Source organism: Streptomyces sp. SCSIO 75703 (assembly GCF_036607905.1).
Taxonomy (GTDB): Bacteria; Actinomycetota; Actinomycetes; order Streptomycetales; family Streptomycetaceae; genus Streptomyces.
The window spans coordinates 5,452,167-5,468,525 of the sequence record NZ_CP144555.1; the positions used below are offsets into that span (position 1 = coordinate 5,452,167).

The following is a 16,359-nucleotide window of genomic DNA, read 5'->3' on the forward strand; positions in this document are numbered from 1 at the left end:
CCCCGACGAATCAACGGCTTTGTGATGACGATGTGATGTGGGATTCCTCTCAGGCGCCATGCCATTTCCAGGAAATTGACAATCGCCGCCCGTGATGGACTTCAATTCCTTTGATCGGCCCGGCCGACGGTCTTATCGTGCTTTCGAATTCGTTCACCGAATGCTGGTACGGAATTTCCCCGGCGCTCACCGCGGCCCCCGGGCGGGCTCAGGGCGGGCCCGAGCCGTTCAGCCAGAACGCCCCGTACCCGGCCGCCACCGCGGCCAGCCCGCCCAGCACCAGCGCCGACCTGGAGGTCCGCAGGCCGGCCAGCGCCACCGCCGGGGGCAGCAGCAGCGGGAAGGCGGGCAGCAGGAGCCGGGGCTTGGACCCGAAGTAGCCCGACGCGCACAGCGCCAGGGCGGTGACGATCCCCGCGTACACCAGGAGCGGGAGCGGCTGGCGCCGCCGCAGGCACAGCACGTACAGCCACCCGACCAGGCCCACCCCGGCCACCAGGGCGGCGCCCGCCAGGGCCGAGGGGAAGGACGCGAACCGCCCGCCGACGAAGCGGGCGAAGGCCAGCCCGCCGTCGAAGCCGTTGCGCCAGCCGGCCTGGACGTCGAGGTAGCCCAGCGGGCCCGCCCCCGTGCGGTGGCCGACCCACAGCACGTACCCGGCGGCGCCCAGGGGCGCGAGCAGCACCGCCAGTGCGCGTCGCACGCCGTCACCCGGGGCGCGTTCCGGGCCGGGCACGCCGCCGCGACCGCCCCCGCTCCCGGTTCGCCCGCCTGCCGTGAACGCCGCCGCCCACACCGCCGCCGCCACCGCGAGCCCCACCGGCCGGGTCAGCCCGGCCAGCGCGGCCAGCGTGCCCGCGCTCAGCCACCGCCCGGTCAGCACCGCGTACAGCGACCAGGCGGCCAGCGCCGTGAACAGCGACTCGCTGTACGCCATCGACTGCACGATCCCCACCGGCAGCGCCGCCCACAGCACCACCGCGCACACCCCGGCCCGCCGGCCGTACAGGTGCTCGGTCACCGCGAAGATCCCCCAGGCCGCGGCGAGGGAGCCGCACAGCGAGACGAGGAAGCCGACGTCCGCGTGCGACAGCGGCGACACGGCCGCCCCCATCCGCTCCAGCCACGGCAGCAGCGGGAAGAAGGCCAGGTCGGAGTGGACGTCCCCGGAGGGCAGACGGACCTCGTACCCGTAGCCGCCGGAGGCGATCCGGGCGTACCACAGGGCGTCCCAGCGGGCGGTGAGCAGGGTGTGGGCGCTCTTGCCGTTCGCGGCGCTCCACAGGGCCAGCACGGCCAGCCCCAAGGCGCGCACGGCCGCGTAGCCGAGGAGCGCCGGCGCGGCCCGGCCGAGGGCGCCGGGCCGGGCCGGGGCCCCCCGGGTCGCGGTATCGGTCACCGGGCGATTATCCGCCGCCGCCCGGACCGCGCCGCCCGCCGGGCACCCGCCGGCCCCACACCGGTGACGCAGGTCACGCCGCTCGCGCCGGATGTGTGAGGCCCGCCACGCGGACCGGATGCGGACTCGCGTACGCTGGCGAACCACTCGCGTTCCGCCGCCCGGCCGGCAGGCCACCGCTCCTCGCCGGGTGAGCCGCGGGGCAGTCCCCGCCCCGCCCGGCCCGCCGGACGCGAGGGAACACCTTGGAGGTACGCGCATGTCCGGGACGACCACGGCTGCCGCCGCGCTGCGCCGCCGGGCGGCCGGGGCCGGCGCCAACCGCTGGGTGGTCCTCGTCGTCCTCTGCGCCAGCCTGCTGCTCGTCGCCCTCGACGCCACCGTCCTGCACGTGGCGGTGCCCGCCGTCACCGAGGATCTCCGGCCCGGTCCGATCGAACTGCTCTGGATCGTCGACGTCTACCCGCTCGTCTGCGCCTCGCTGCTGATCCTCTTCGGCACGCTCGGCGACCGGGTGGGCCGCCGGCGGATTCTGCTGCTCGGCTACGCCCTGTTCGGTGTCGCCTCCGCCCTGGCGGCCCTGGCCGGCGACGGACACGTCCTGATCGCGGCCCGCGCGCTGCTCGGCGTCGGCGGCGCCATGATCATGCCGGCGACGCTGTCGATCCTGCGCCAGGTCTTCCCCGACCGGCGGGAGCGGGCGCTGGCGATCGGCGTCTGGAGCGCGGTGGCCGCGGTCGGCGCGGCCATCGGACCGCTGCTCGGCGGGTTCCTGCTGGAGCACTTCTGGTGGGGCTCGGTCTTCCTGGTCAACATCCCGCTGATGCTGGTCAGCCTGCCGGTGGGATGGCTGCTGCTGCCCGAGTCGACCGGAGACCGCGACGGTCCCTGGGACGTGCTCGGCGCCCTGATGGCGGCGGCCGGGCTCTTCGGCGTCGTCCTCGGCGTGAAGCGGCTCGGCGGCACGGAGCCGACGCTGAGCCTGCTCACCCTGGTCCCCCCGCTGGCCGGCGCCGCCCTGCTGGCCGCCTTCGCCCGGCGCCAGCGGCGCCGCCGGCACCCCCTGGTCGACCTGCGCATGTTCCGCAGGGCGGCGTTCAGCACCTCGGTCGGCTGCATCGTGCTCGCCATGCTGGCCCTGGTCGGCCTGGAGCTGATCGCGGCCCAGTACCTCCAACTGGTGCTCGGTCTCTCCCCGCTGCAGACCGGGCTGCGGCTGCTCCCGCTGACCTTCGCCGCGATGGCCGCCGGACTGGCCGGGGCGCGGATGCTGCGCCGCTTCGGCCCGCGCCGGATGGTCTCCGCCGGCTTCTGCCTCACCGCCGGCGCGGTGCTGCTGCTGACCGCGATGGGCCGGGCCGACAACGTGGTGCTGCTGCTGTGCGGCTTCGTCCTGCTCGGCTTCGGCCTGGAGACCACGCTGTTCGGCGCCTACGAGTCGATGCTGAGCGAGGCGCCCCCCGCGCAGGCAGGCGGGGCCGCCGCCATCGGCGAGACCTCCTACCAGCTCGGCGCCGGCATCGGCATCGCGCTCCTGGGCAGCGTGATGAACGCGGCCTACGCCCCCGGTCTGCGCGGCGGCGTGCCCGGGGTGCCGCGCTCCGCCTCCGACGCGGCCGGGCACTCGCTGGGCGAGGCGTACCAGGAGGCCGGAAGGCTGCGGGAGCCGGCGGCGGGCGCCCTGCGGCGGGCCGCGGCCGACGCCTTCGTCCACGGACTGCACGTGACCCTGCTGGTCAGCGCGGTCCTGCTGCTGCTCGGCGCGCTGATGGCGCTGCGGCTGCCGCGGGCCATGCAGTGCGAGACCGTCGCCGTGCCCGCCCCGCGCGACGCGCGGGAGACGCCCCGCGTCCCGGTGTGACGCCCCGGCGGGGTGGACCCCCGGGGGAGGTGGACGTGCGGGAGACTGCCACGTAACGTCGGCGCGGAGCCGTGGCTAGCGGTGCTAGTTTCTCGTCCCCGGAGGGTGCCCCATGGTCTCGACCCCGTCGTCCCCGTCCGCCCCGCGGCCCCCGTTCGACCCCGCCGACCCGCTCGGCCTCGACGACCTGCTCGGCCCCGAGGACCTGGCGGTCCGCGACACCGTGCGTGGCTGGGCCGCCGACCGCGTGCTCCCGCACATCGCCGGCTGGTACGAGCGCGGCGAACTGCCCGTCATCCGGGAACTCGCCCGCGAGCTCGGGGCCCTGGGCGCCCTCGGCATGTCCCTGGAGGGCTACGGTTGCGCCGGTGCGAGCGCCGTGCAGTACGGGCTGGCCTGCGCCGAACTGGAGGCCGCCGACTCGGGCATCCGCTCCCTCGTCTCCGTGCAGGGCTCCCTCGCCATGTACGCCGTCCACCGCTACGGCAGCGAGGAGCAGAAGCGGGAGTGGCTGCCGCGGATGGCCGCCGGCGAGGTCATCGGCTGCTTCGGGCTGACCGAGCCCGACCACGGCTCCGACCCCGCGGCCATGCGCACCCGCGCCCGGCGCGACGGCGCGGACTGGGTCCTCGACGGCCGCAAGATGTGGATCACCAACGGGTCCGTCGCCGGGGTCGCCGTGGTGTGGGCCCGGACCGACGAGGGCATCCGCGGTTTCCTCGTCCCCGCGGGCACGCCCGGCTTCTCCGCCCCCGAGATCCGGCACAAGTGGTCGCTGCGCGCCAGCGTCACCAGCGAACTGGTCCTCGACGGCGTCCGGCTGCCCGCCGACGCCGTCCTGCCGGAGGCCGAGGGGCTGCGCGCGCCGCTGGGCTGTCTCGGGCACGCCCGCTACGGCATCGTCTGGGGCGCCATGGGCGCCGCCCGCTCCTGCTTCGAGACCGCCGTGGAGTACGCGACCACGCGCGAGCAGTTCGGCCGGCCCATCGGAGGCTTCCAGCTCACCCAGGCCAAGCTGGCCGACATGGCGGTCGAACTGCACAAGGGGCTGCTGCTCGCCCACCACCTCGGGCGGCGCATGGACGCCGGCCGGCTCCGCCCGGAGCAGATCAGCTTCGGCAAGCTCAACAACGTGCGCGAGGCCATCGACATCTGCCGCACGTCGCGCACGATCCTCGGTGCCAACGGGATCTCCCTCGAATACCCCGTGATGCGGCACGCGACCAACCTGGAGTCGGTGCTGACCTACGAGGGCACCGTCGAGATGCACCAACTGGTGCTGGGCAAGGCGCTCACCGGACTCGACGCCTTCCGGTAGGCGGGAGGTCCGGGGCCGGGGGCCGGGGCGGCGTCGTGGCCGGGCCGTGACGGTGGCGGGGCCGGCGACGCGCGGCCCCGGGCTCAGCTCTGGTTGAAGAAACCGTCCGAGCGGCGCGCGGCCGGCTCCCCGCTGATGACCTCGGTGTCGGCCGGGCTGAGCAGGAACACCCGGGTCGAGACCCGCTCGATCGAACCGCGCAGGCCGAAGATGAGCCCGGCCGCGAAGTCGACGACCCGCTTGGCGTCACCGGCCTCCATCGCCGTCAGGTTGATGATGACCGGGACGCCGTCGCGGAACATCTCGCCGATGGCCCGCGCGTCCCGGAAGCTGTCCGGGGTCACCGTGCCGATGCGGCGCCCGCGCTCCTCGGCCGTGTCCGCGGCCACCCGCACGCGGGGGTCCGTGACCCAGGCGTCGCCGGAGTCGTTTTCCTCGGAGTAGTCGTCGTCGTAGTAGCGCTCGTCTTCGTTGTCGTCGACGAGGCCGAGCCACGCACTCGCCTTGCGTACCGATCCCATGGACGCCTCCTCTCACAGCGGTCTTCCGTGCGTTCCGCATCCCTATGGTCATCCATGATGCGGACGTCGCGCCAAGTGGACAGACGCCGCGCGGGGGGTTTGTGACGGTACTGGTGCACAGCGGATCCGTCGAGAGCCCAGGTGCCCCAAGGGTCGTTTCCCCAACGGGCGCTGACTGTGAGTGAAATATGATTCTTCCCGGCGTACGGGTGAGGAGTGGGACGTACGGGTGACTCGCCCGGCGGTACGATCCCGCGACGCGGCGTCGAAAACACCACGGGGGAACAGTCGTGTTCGGAATCGTCAGACCCTGCCGGCACCGGCTCGGGGCGGGACTCGCGCGTCAGTGGACGGCCCATCTGTGCGGGCTCTGCCTCGCCCTGCGCAAGGACCACGGGCAGTTCGCCCGCATCGTCACCAATTATGACGGCCTGCTGGTCTCGGTGTTGACGGAGGCTCAGTCCGCGCCCGGCGGCGCGGGCACCGGCCGGCGCACGGCGGGGCCCTGCCCGCTGCGCGGGATGCGTACCGCCTCCGTCGCCCGGGGGGAAGGGGCCCGGCTCGCCGCTGCCGTCTCCCTGGTGCTCGCCTCGGCCAAGCTGCGCGACCACGTCGCCGACGGGGACGGGCTGCTCGCCCGCCGGCCGGTGGCGCTCGCCGCCCGCCGTGTCGCCGCCGGCTGGGACGCGGCCGGCGCCCGCGGCGGCGGGGCCGTCGGGTTCGACACCGCGGTCCTGCTCGACGCCGTCGGCCGGCAGACGGGACTGGAGGCACTCGCCGGGCCCGGCACGCCCCTGCTCACCGTGACCGAACCGACCGAGACGGCCACCGCGGCGGCCTTCGCGCACACCGCGGTCCTCGCCGGCCGGCCCGGCAACGCCGGACCGCTCGCCGAGGCGGGGCGCCTGTTCGGACGGCTGGCCCATCTCCTGGACGCCGTCGAGGACCGGGAGGCCGACGCCGCCGCGGGCGCCTGGAACCCGCTCACCGCCACGGGCACCCCGCTCATCGAGGCCCGGCGGCTCGCCGACGACGCCGTGCGCGGGGTGCGGCTCGCCCTGGCCGAGGCCGAGTTCACCGACGGGCGGCTGGTGCACCGGCTGCTCGTCCACGAGTTGCGCACCTCCGTCGACCGGGCCTTCGGCACCTCGGCCTGCGCCCACGGGGGCCACCCGTACGCGCCGCCCGGCGGGCCCGGTGCGCCGATGCCCCCCGAGCCGCCGGAGCGGCGGCGCGGGCTCCTCGCGGGGTGCGCGGTGTGGGTGGGGCTGGCCTGCACCTGCCAGATGTGCTGCGGCACCTACGAGGACCCGTGGACCGGGCAGCGCAAGGACGCGCAGTGCGCCGACTGCGACTGCTCCGGCTGTTGTGAGTGCTGCGACTGCTGCGGGAAGTGCTCCGGCGAGGACGGGTGTGGCGACGGCTGCTGCTGTGACGGCTGCGGCTGCGACTGCTGAAGCCCGGCCGGGCGGTCGTCCTCACCGCCTGCCCCCTCGCCGTCCTCGCCGCCCTCGCCGCCGGGCGGGCGGACCCCGGGGACCGCGCGTCCGCCGGGCGGGTGGGCCCGGGGGACACGGGCCGTGGCGCGTTCGCGCGGGCGCGTCCCGGCCGGCGCCCCGTGGCATCATCACCGGCCGGACCCGGCGCGGAAGGGCGGAACCATGACGACGGACCCGGCGGAGGAGTGGCGGCGCTGGCACGAGCGGCGCGTGGCGGCGGTGTCGGCGCCCTACGGACCGCTTGCGCTGACGGCCACGCACTGGCTGGCGGACCATCCGGAGGGGCGACTTCCGGCCATCCCGGGGCACTGGACCGAAGACGGCGGCGCCGTGCTGCTGACGGCCGCCCGGGACGAGGGGCTGACCGTGGACGGGCGGCCCCTCGACGGCACCGCCCGGCTCGCCCCCGACCCCGGTCCGGCGAGCGCGGCCCGGGTGGCCTACGGCGACCGGCACTTGGTGGTCCTGGACCGCGAAGGCGCCCTGGGGGTAAGGGACTTCGACCCCTCGGCCGAGTCACGGCGGGCCTTCGGCGGCATCGTCGCCACGCCCTGGGACCCGCGCTGGTCGGTGCCCGGGCGCTTCACGCCGTACGGTGCCGGGCGGCGCAGTGTGCGGGTGCCGAACGCGGACGGCCGCGAGCGCGGGCTCGGCCTCTCCGGAGAGCTGGCCTTCACCCTGGACGGGCGGGAGCGCGCCCTCCAGGCGGACGTGGAGGAGGACGGTTCGCTGTGGGCGGTCTTCGCCGACGCCACCAGCGGGAACAGTAGTTACCGCTTCCGCTTCCTGCGGCCCTCCGCGCCGGACGCCCAGGGCCGTACGGTGGTCGACTTCAACCGCGCGCTGCTGCCGCCGTGCGCCTTCGCCGATCACTTCGTGTGCCCCTTCCCGCCGCCGGGGAACACCCTGGACGCCGCGGTCGAGGCGGGGGAGCGGACGCCGCGCTGATCCGGGGCCGGACCGCCGCCGGCGGGGCCGCGCGGATCACGTCCACGGGGTGACGGCCGAAAGGCACCCTTGCGCCGACCGGCCGTTCGGCCGAATACTCCCCTTCAGCGCTTGTCAGGAGCATGGCGTGTTCGGAATCCGGACACTTCGGCTCCTGGCTGCGCCTCACGGGCCCCACCCCACAACAGGGGCCCCCTACTTCCCCCGTGGAGGAACGTAAAGTGAGGATCAAGCGCACCACCCCCCGCAGCGGTGTCGCGAGACGGACCCGGCTGATCGCCGTCGCCGCCGGCCTCGCGGCCGCCGCAGCGTTCGCGGTCCCCAGCGCGAACGCGTCCGACGCCCCCGCCACCTTCAGCGCCTCCCAGCTCAAGAGTGTCGACGCCTCGGTGCTCAAGGCCGACGTCCCGGGCACCGCCTGGGCCGTCGACAGCGAGACCGGCCGTGTCGTCGTCACCGCCGACAGCACGGTCACCGAGGCCCAGATCGCGCAGATCAAGAAGCAGGCCGGCGCGAACGCCGGCGCGCTCACGGTCAAGCGCACCCCGGGCAAGTTCAGCAAGCTGATCGAGGGCGGCGACGCCATCTACGCGAGCAGCTGGCGCTGTTCCCTCGGCTTCAACGTCCGCAGCAGCAGCGGCGCCGAGTACTTCCTGACCGCCGGTCACTGCACCGACGGCGCCGGCACCTGGTGGGCCAACTCCGCCAAGTCCACCGTCCTCGGCACGACGGCCGGCTCCAGCTTCCCGGGCAACGACTACGGCATCGTCCGGTACACCAACAGCTCCATCAGCAAGCCGGGCACCGCCAACGGGGTGGACATCACCAGGGCGGCCACGCCGAGCGTGGGCACCACGGTCATCCGCGACGGTTCCACCACCGGCACTCACAGCGGCCGGGTCACCGCGCTGAACGCCACGGTCAACTACGGCGGCGGCGACATCGTCTCGGGTCTGATCCAGACCACCGTCTGCGCCGAGCCCGGCGACTCCGGCGGCCCGCTCTACGGCAGCAACGGTGTCGCCTACGGTCTGACCTCCGGCGGCAGCGGCAACTGCTCCTCCGGCGGCACGACCTTCTTCCAGCCGGTCACCGAGGCGCTCAGCGCCTACGGGGTCAACGTCTACTAGGACCGCCAGGACGTTCCGGGCCGGTCCGGACGGCCCGTCACCCCGAGCGCGGCCGGCCGCGCACGGCGAAGCCCCCGCACGCATCCACCGTGCGGGGGCTTCCCGCCGTCCGCCCCCGGTTCCGCCCCGTGCTCCGCTGCCGGGCTCCTCCGGCTCCGCTTCCGCTCCCGGGGCCCGCCTTCGGGGCCCAGCACCGCGTGTAGACGCACGGATGACGGGCCGTCCGCAAGGGGAGATCAAGACAGCCGAAACGGCACTGTCCGACCCTCTGTCACCCGCCCGCTGCCTTTGCCGTGGTGTTTGCTGCGCGAATCCTCCTGGAGAGGACATGAATCGTGAAGGAGCTGTGCCCGCGCTGGAGTTGTCGTGCGCACGTCCTGAAGTCGGTCTTGTGTGCCCCCTGCGCCGTTCGGGAGAGTTGGGCTCGTCAACCAGCCTTCCGGCCCGCGGGATCCCCACAATCCCCAGGGCCGACCCCCCACAGGAGGACGTGAGTTGAAGCACCGACGCATATCCAGGCGACGGGTCGCCACGGTGGGTGCGGGCATCACCGCACTGATCGCGGCGGGAGTCACCTTCCAGACTGCGAACGCCAGCGAGTCCGCGACGACCGCCGCACCCGAGACCCTGTCGGTCACGGCGGCCGGAAAGCTCGCCTCCACGCTGGCCGGCGACCTCGGCGCCGACGCGGCGGGTACGTACTACGACGCGCAGGCCAAGACCCTCGTGGTCAACGTGCTCGACGAGGCCGCCGCGCAGACCGTCGAGGCGGCGGGCGCCAAGGCCAGAATCGTCGAGAACTCCCTCGCCGAGCTGCGCACCGCGCGCACCGCCCTGACGCGGGACGCGACCATCCCGGGCACCTCCTGGGTGACCGACCCGACCACCAACAAGGTCGTCGTCACCGCCGACCGCACGGTCTCCGACGCCGACTGGGCGAAGCTGACCGAGGTGGTCGACGGGCTCGGCGGCACCGCCGAACTCCAGCGCACGAAGGGGGAGTACAAGCCCCTCATCGCGGGCGGCGACGCCATCACCGGAGGCGGCGGGCGCTGCTCGCTCGGCTTCAACGTGACCAAGGGCGGGGAGCCGTACTTCCTCACCGCCGGTCACTGCACCGAGTCGATCTCCAGTTGGTCGGACTCGTCCGGCACCGTGATCGGCACCAACGCCGACTCCAGCTTCCCGGGCAACGACTACGGCCTCGTCAAGTACACGGCCGACGTGGCCCACCCGAGCGAGGTGAACCTCTACAACGGCTCCGCCCAGAACATCACGGGCGCGGCCGAGGCCACCGTCGGCATGTCGGTGACCCGCAGCGGTTCCACCACGCAGGTCCACTCGGGCACGGTCACCGGTCTGGACGCCACCGTGAACTACGGCAACGGCGACATCGTCAACGGGCTCATCCAGACCAACGTCTGCGCCGAGCCCGGCGACAGCGGCGGCTCCCTCTTCTCGGGCAGCAGCGCGGTCGGCCTGACCTCCGGCGGCAGCGGTGACTGCACCTCGGGCGGGACGACCTTCTTCCAGCCGGTGACGGACGCCCTGTCGGCCACCGGTACGCAGATCGGCTGATCCGCGGCACCCGGGCACCCTGGAAGTCCCGCCTCGCGCGCGAGGGGCGGGACTTCCGTCCGTCCGGGGGCGGGATCACGGGGCGGGCGCGAGGAGCCGGGCGGTGCCGGGACCGAGGGGGTGAGCGGAGCCGGGGGAGAGGGGAGAGGGGCCGGGGAGAGGGACCGGGCGGTACCGGGGGAGAGGGACCGGGCGGGAGCCGAGGCGTCCGTCCGGTGCCCGCCCGCCGGTCAGAGCGCCGGGAGGGGCGCCTTCCGGCCGCGCCGGCCGCGCTGCGCCGACGCCGCCATGGTGACGACGATCCCCCCGAGCGCCCAGGCGCCCAGCACCAGCAGCGGGGCGGTCATGGCGTGCCCGTCGAAGTACGCGATCGACCGTGCCGACCACGTGCCCGCGCCCGGTGGCAGCGCCGGGCCGATCGCCTTCCAGAAGGGCGGCAGCAGCGGCAGCGGGAAGGCACCGCCCGCGCTGGGGTTGCCCGCGATCACCACGAGCAGGATCGCCAGCCCGATGCCGACGATCCCGAAGACACCCTGGAGCGCGAGCGTGGCGGCCCCGACGGCGAAGGTGATCAGCGTGCCGAGCCCCCACAGCGCCGCCACGCCGCCGGGCAGGGCGCCCAGGACCGGTCCGACGATCAGCGTGCCGCCGAGCCCGCCGAGCGCCGACACCAGCGCCATCACGATCAGCCGGATCGCGGCGCGGGCCGGGTCGGAGGGCCGGGCGCCGGAGCTGATCGCCAGGATCGAGGCGCACAGGTAGCCGCCGACGCACCAGCCCACGACCAGGTAGAAGGACGACAGCCCGTTGAAGTCGTCGGGCGAGGCGGGGGCCACGTCGACGGTCCGCACGGTGCGGCCCTCGGACGCCTCCAGGTCGGTGACGATGCCCTTCAGGGTGGTGGCGAGGACGGTGCCGCCGCCGGAGGCCACCAGCAGGGTGTCGGTGCGGCCTGCCGGGTCGGTGATCAGGGCGCCGTCGATCTTCCGGTCGGTGATCTGCCGCCGGGCGGTCGCCTCGTCGGCCACCGCGCGCGCGTCCAGCGGGGAGCCGGGCAGCCCGTCCAGCCGGGCCACCGTCCGTTCGGCGGCGGGAGCGGGCACGACCACCCCGAAGGGCACGTCCTTCGGTTTCGGGTCGTGCAGCGCCCCCACGTAGGAGGCGATGAAGAGGAGCTGGAGCGCGACCACGCCGAGGACCAGCAGCGTGGCGCGCGGGGTGACGGCGTCCCTCACCCCGCCGAGGAAGGAACGGTGCCCGGGACCGATGGTGTGCGACATGCCCCCCACGCTCTGTGGCGGGGCATGTTCCCGCAGGTGGGCCGGGGCCGAACGAGTGTCGCACGCGTATTCGAGGAAGTGGTTTATGGTGGGGAGGGTAGTTGGAACAGACGTTCGAAAGGCGTCAGCTCACGAGTGCGGGAGGTGCGTGTGCCGGGTTTCACGCATCTGCACACCGTCTCCGGGTTCTCCCTGCGGTACGGGGCGTCCCACCCGGAGCGGCTGGCCGAGCGCGCCGCCGAACGGGGCATGGACGCCCTCGCCCTCACCGACCGCGACACCCTCGCGGGCACCGTCCGTTTCGCCAAGGCGTGCGCGCGGGCGGGCGTCCGCCCGCTGTTCGGCGCCGAGCTGGCGGTGGCGCCGCCCGGCCCCGGTCCCGGGCGGCCCGACGGCTCCGTACGCCGCGACCGGCGCCGTACCCCGGTGCGCGGCGGCGCCTTCGTCGACGAGTCGGCGCCCCGCGTGACCTTCCTCGCCCGGGACGGCGCCCGCGGCTGGGCCGACCTGTGCCGTCTGGTCTCCGCCGCCCACGCCGTCCCCGCCGACGGCGCCGCGGCCCCGGGCACCCCGCTGCTGCCCTGGGCCGACAACCACGCCGACGGTCTGACCGTCCTGCTCGGCCCCGGCTCCGACGTGGGCCGCGCCCTCGCCGCCGGCCGCCCCGACCGCGCGGTGCGGCTCCTCGCCCCCTGGCGGGAGGCGTACGGCGACGCCCTGCGCCTGGAGGCCGTCTGGCACGGCCGGGCCGGGACCGGGCCCGGCTCGCTGCGGCTGGCCGCCCGCACCCTCGGCTTCGCCGCCGAACAGGGCGTGCGGCCCGTGCTCGCCAACGCCGTCCGGTACGCCGACCCCGGCCGGGGTCCGGTCGCCGACGTGCTGGACGCCTCCCGCCGCCTGGTCCCGGTCGGCGCCCTCGGGGAGCAGGACTCCGGCGAGGCGTGGCTCAAAGGCGCGGACGCCATGCTGCACGCGGCCGAGCGGATCGTGGAGGCGGCCGGCTTCCGCCGCGAGGCCGCCCACCGCCTCCTGGAACAGACGGGGGCCACGGCCGCCGCGTGCCTGGTCGACCCCGAGGACGACCTCGGCATGGGCGCCGTCCACTTCCCCGAACCGCACCTCGTCGGCGCGGGCCGGCGCACCGCCCAGCGGGCACTGGCCTCCCGGGCCGCGGCGGGCATGGTACTGCGCGGCCACGACCGGTCCCCCGACGCCCGGCGGTACTGGGAGCGGATGCACCACGAGCTGGACATCATCGCCCACCACGGCTTCGCCTCCTACTTCCTGACCGTCGCCCGCGTCGTGGACGACGTCCGGGAGATGGGCATCCGGGTCGCCGCGCGCGGCTCCGGCGCGGGCTCGCTGGTCAACCACCTCCTCGGCATCGCCCACGCCGACCCGGTCGAGCACGGGCTGCTGATGGAGCGCTTCCTGTCCCGGGAGCGGGTCGTGCTGCCCGACATCGACATCGACGTGGAGTCCGCGCGCCGCCTGGAGGTCTACCGCGCGATCATCGCCCGGTTCGGCACCGAACGGGTCGCCACGGTCGCCATGCCGGAGACGTACCGGGTGCGCCACGCGGTCCGCGACGTCGGCGCCGCCCTCTCCATGGACCCCGCCGAGATCGACCGGATCGCCAAGTCCTTCCCGCACATCCGGGCCCGCGACGCCCGCGCCGCCCTGGAGGAACTGCCCGAACTCCGGCACCTGGCGGGGGAGAAGGAGCGGTACGGCAGGCTGTGGGAGCTGGTCGAGGCCCTCGACGCCCTCCCGCGCGGCATCGCCATGCACCCCTGCGGCGTCCTCCTCTCCGACGCCTCCCTGCTCTCCCGCACCCCGGTCGTGCCGACCAGCGGCGAGGGCTTCCCGATGGCGCAGTTCGACAAGGAGGACGTCGAGGACCTCGGGCTGCTCAAGCTGGACGTGCTCGGCGTGCGGATGCAGTCGGCGATGGCGCACGCGGTCGCCGAGGTGGAGCGGGCGACGGGCACCGGGATCGACCTGGACGCGGTGCCGGAGGGCGACCCGGAGACGTACCGTCTCATCCGCTCCACCGAGACGCTCGGCTGCTTCCAGATCGAGTCGCCGGGCCAGCGGGACCTGGTGGGGCGCCTCCAGCCGGCCACCTTCCACGACCTGGTCGTCGACATCTCCCTCTTCCGGCCCGGCCCGGTCGCGGCCGACATGGTGCGCCCGTTCATCGAGGCCCGGCACGGGCGGGCCCCGGTCCGCTACCCGCACCCCGACCTGAGGGGCCCCCTGGAGGGGACCTACGGGGTCGTCGTCTTTCACGAGCAGATCATCGACATCGTGGACATCATGACCGGCTGCGGGCGCGGCGAGGCGGACCGGGTGCGGCGCGGGCTCTCCGACCCCGAGTCGCAGGGGCGGATCAAGGCGTGGTTCGCCCGCCGCGCGGCGGGCCGGGGGTACGACGCGGAGACCATCGGGCGGACCTGGGAGATCGTCGAGGCGTTCGGGTCGTACGGTTTCTGCAAGGCGCACGCCGTCGCCTTCGCCGTCCCGACCTACCAGTCGGCCTGGCTGAAGGCGCACCACCCGGCCGCCTTCTACGCGGGGCTGCTCACCCACGACCCCGGCATGTACCCCAAGCGGCTGCTGCTGGCGGACGCGCGGCGGCGCGGCGTGCCGATCCTGCCGCTGGACGTGAACCGGTCCGGCGTCGCCCACACGATCGAACTGGTGTCCGATCAGCGGGGTTCCCGGGTCTGGGGGCTGCGCCTCGCCCTCGCCGACGTGCACGGCATCACCGAGGCCGAGGCCGCCCGGATCGCCGGGGGCCGGCCCTACACCTCCCTGCTCGACTTCTGGGAACGGGCCCGGCCCAGCAGACCGCTGGCCGGCCGGCTCGCCCAGGTCGGCGCGCTGGACGTGTTCGGCGCCAACCGCCGTGACCTGCAACTGCACCTGACCGAACTGCACCGGGGCGCCCGGGGCGGGCGCGGCGACCAGTTGCCCCTGGCCGGGGGGCGGCGGACCGCGGGGGCCGGGCTGCCCGACCTCTCCCCGCAGGAGCGGCTCAGCGCCGAACTGGGCGTGCTCTCCATGGACGCCTCGCGCCATCTGATGGACGACCACCGGGTCTTCCTCGACGAGCTGGGCGTGGTGCCGGCCCGGCGGCTGCGCGAGGCCCGGCACGGGGAGACGGTGCTGGTCGCGGGAGCCAAGGCGGCCACCCAGACGCCGCCGGTCCGCTCCGGCCGGCGGGTCATCTTCTCCACCCTGGACGACGGCACCGGCCTGGTCGACCTCGCCTTCTTCGACGACTCCCACGACGCCTGCGCCCACACCGTCTTCCACTCCTGGCTGCTGCTGGTGCGCGGGGTGGTGCAGCGCCGCGGCCCGCGCAGCCTCAGCGTGGTCGGCGCCGCCGCCTGGAACCTCGCCGACCTGCTCGACGTGCGCCGCGAGGAGGGACTGGAGGGCGTCGCGGCCCGGCTCGCCGGCACGGTCCCCGCCGCCCCCGCCGCCGGCGGAAAGGGCCCGCCCAGGCCGGCCGGCTCCGCCGCCCCCGACCCGGGGGAGCGCCGGCTTCGCATGTCCACGGGGTACGAGATGCACCCCTGGGCCGATCTGCGCCCGGCGGGCGAAGGGCCCGCGGTGGGGCGGAAGCTGTGGCACCAGAGCCCGGGGAGCGCGGGATGACCGTCCTCTGCGTACGTTTCCACCTGCCCCCCACGGACGAGGCGGCCCTGCCCCCGCTGCTCGCCCTGCTGGAGGAGTTCACCCCGGTCGTCGAGGCCCTCCCCCCGGACGGGGCGCTGGCCGACCTGCGCGGCGCCGAACGGTACTTCGGCCGCGCCGCGGTGGAACTCGCCGCGGTCATCCGGGTCCGGGCCCTCGCGCGGTACGGCGTCGACTGCGCGATCGGCGCCGGACCGGGCCCGATGCTGGCCCGCATGGCGCTGCGCGACGCCCGCCCGGGGACCACCCCCGCGGTGACCGGGCCCACGGCGGGGGAGTTCCTCGCCGGCAAGCCCGTCGCCGCGCTGCCGGGCGTCGGCGCCGCCACCGCCCGCACCCTGGGCGAGTACGGGCTCGACACCCTCGGCCGGGTCGCCGCGGCCCCCCTGTCCACGCTCCAGCGCCTGGTCGGCGCGCGGACCGGCCGCGAACTGAAGGAGAAGGCCCGCGGCGTCGACCGCGGCCGGGTCGTCCCCGACGGCCTCTCCTCCACGCTGGCCGCCGAACGCGCCTTCTCCCGCGACGAACTCGACCCCGGCCTGCACCGCCGCGCCCTGCTCTCGGCCGCCGGGGAACTGGGCGCCCGGCTGCGCTCCCAGGGACAGGTCTGCCGCACCCTCACCCTCACCGTGCGCTACGCCGAACAGCCCCGCTCCCGGCGGGGCGGGGGCGGCCCCGCGGCCACCACCCGCCGCCGCACGCTGCGGGAGCCGACCGCGCACTCGGCCGAGCTGACGCGGACCGCGTACGGCATGTACGAGGCGCTCGGGCTCCAACGGGCCCGGGTCCGCGCGCTGTTGCTGCGCGCCGAGGGACTCGCCCCCGCCGAGGGCGCCTCCCACCAGCTCACCTTCGACCCCGTGGACGAGAAGGTCCGCCGGCTGGAGGAGGTCGCGGACCGCGCGCGGGCGAAGTTCGGTCCGCGGGCGGTGATGCCGGGCACCCTGGCGGCGTGAACTCCCCGCCGGGCGCGTGCTCTTCCGGCCCTTCCTGTTCCTGGGGTTCTTCCGGGCCGCCGGTGTGAGTCGCCATCACTCGCGGTGCGCCCGGTGTCGGCTGTCGCCCACAGTTTTTACCGACGCGTAACTTCACTTTTCTACTACTCGTCCGTAACTTGACG

11 protein-coding genes are annotated in these 16,359 nt (G+C 74.9%); 8 read left to right on the forward strand and 3 right to left on the reverse strand.

What is annotated here, in order from left to right:
* Window positions 1-208: 208 nt before the first annotated feature.
* Window positions 209-1,399: a hypothetical protein gene (locus VM636_RS23995; RefSeq protein WP_338485654.1), complete on the reverse strand. Its 1,191-nt coding sequence runs from the start codon at window positions 1,397-1,399 to the stop codon at window positions 209-211.
* 259 nt (window positions 1,400-1,658) lie between these two features.
* Here VM636_RS23995 and VM636_RS24000 point away from each other — a divergent pair, with 259 nt between their 5' ends.
* Both VM636_RS24000 and VM636_RS24005 read left to right on the forward strand, forming a co-directional pair.
* On the forward strand, window positions 1,659-3,260 hold the full coding sequence (locus VM636_RS24000; RefSeq protein ID WP_030417993.1) for an MFS transporter: 1,602 nt from the start codon (window positions 1,659-1,661) through the stop codon (window positions 3,258-3,260).
* Between the two features lie 112 nt (window positions 3,261-3,372).
* Window positions 3,373-4,578: an acyl-CoA dehydrogenase family protein gene (locus VM636_RS24005; protein WP_030417994.1), complete on the forward strand. Its 1,206-nt coding sequence runs from the start codon at window positions 3,373-3,375 to the stop codon at window positions 4,576-4,578.
* An 83-nt stretch (window positions 4,579-4,661) separates the two neighbouring features.
* Here VM636_RS24005 and VM636_RS24010 read toward each other — a convergent pair whose 3' ends face one another.
* Window positions 4,662-5,099 (reverse strand): cell division protein SepF, encoded by a 438-nt coding sequence (locus VM636_RS24010; protein ID WP_030417995.1) that lies wholly within the window; start codon window positions 5,097-5,099, stop codon window positions 4,662-4,664.
* A gap of 290 nt (window positions 5,100-5,389) precedes the next feature.
* Between VM636_RS24010 and VM636_RS24015 the strand changes: the two genes are divergently transcribed.
* From VM636_RS24015 to VM636_RS24030, 4 genes are all read left to right on the forward strand, one after another.
* Complete coding sequence (locus VM636_RS24015) at window positions 5,390-6,556, forward strand: DUF5685 family protein (RefSeq protein WP_338485656.1); 1,167 nt, start codon at window positions 5,390-5,392, stop codon at window positions 6,554-6,556.
* Between the two features lie 204 nt (window positions 6,557-6,760).
* Window positions 6,761-7,546: a DUF1684 domain-containing protein gene (locus VM636_RS24020; protein WP_338485658.1), complete on the forward strand. Its 786-nt coding sequence runs from the start codon at window positions 6,761-6,763 to the stop codon at window positions 7,544-7,546.
* A gap of 221 nt (window positions 7,547-7,767) precedes the next feature.
* Entirely contained in the window at window positions 7,768-8,676 is a 909-nt protein-coding gene (locus VM636_RS24025; protein ID WP_030417998.1) for a S1 family peptidase, read from the forward strand.
* A 495-nt stretch (window positions 8,677-9,171) separates the two neighbouring features.
* The gene (locus VM636_RS24030) at window positions 9,172-10,254 is read left to right on the forward strand and encodes a S1 family peptidase (protein ID WP_030417999.1); all 1,083 of its coding nucleotides are present in this window, start codon (window positions 9,172-9,174) and stop codon (window positions 10,252-10,254) included.
* 230 nt (window positions 10,255-10,484) lie between these two features.
* On the opposite strand, the gene VM636_RS24035 is transcribed toward VM636_RS24030, so the two are convergent.
* Window positions 10,485-11,534, reverse strand: coding sequence for a membrane protein (locus VM636_RS24035; protein WP_030418000.1), 1,050 nt, complete (start codon window positions 11,532-11,534; stop codon window positions 10,485-10,487).
* 150 nt (window positions 11,535-11,684) lie between these two features.
* Between VM636_RS24035 and VM636_RS24040 the strand changes: the two genes are divergently transcribed.
* A complete protein-coding gene (locus VM636_RS24040; protein WP_338485661.1) occupies window positions 11,685-15,200 on the forward strand; it encodes a DNA polymerase III subunit alpha in 3,516 nt (1,171 codons plus the stop codon).
* Window positions 15,197-16,195 carry a hypothetical protein gene (locus VM636_RS24045; RefSeq protein ID WP_338485663.1) on the forward strand — a complete coding sequence of 333 codons (999 nt, stop codon included), beginning with the start codon at window positions 15,197-15,199 and terminating at the stop codon, window positions 16,193-16,195. The genes VM636_RS24040 and VM636_RS24045 overlap by 4 nt, the downstream gene beginning before the upstream one ends.
* Window positions 16,196-16,359 lie beyond the last annotated feature (164 nt).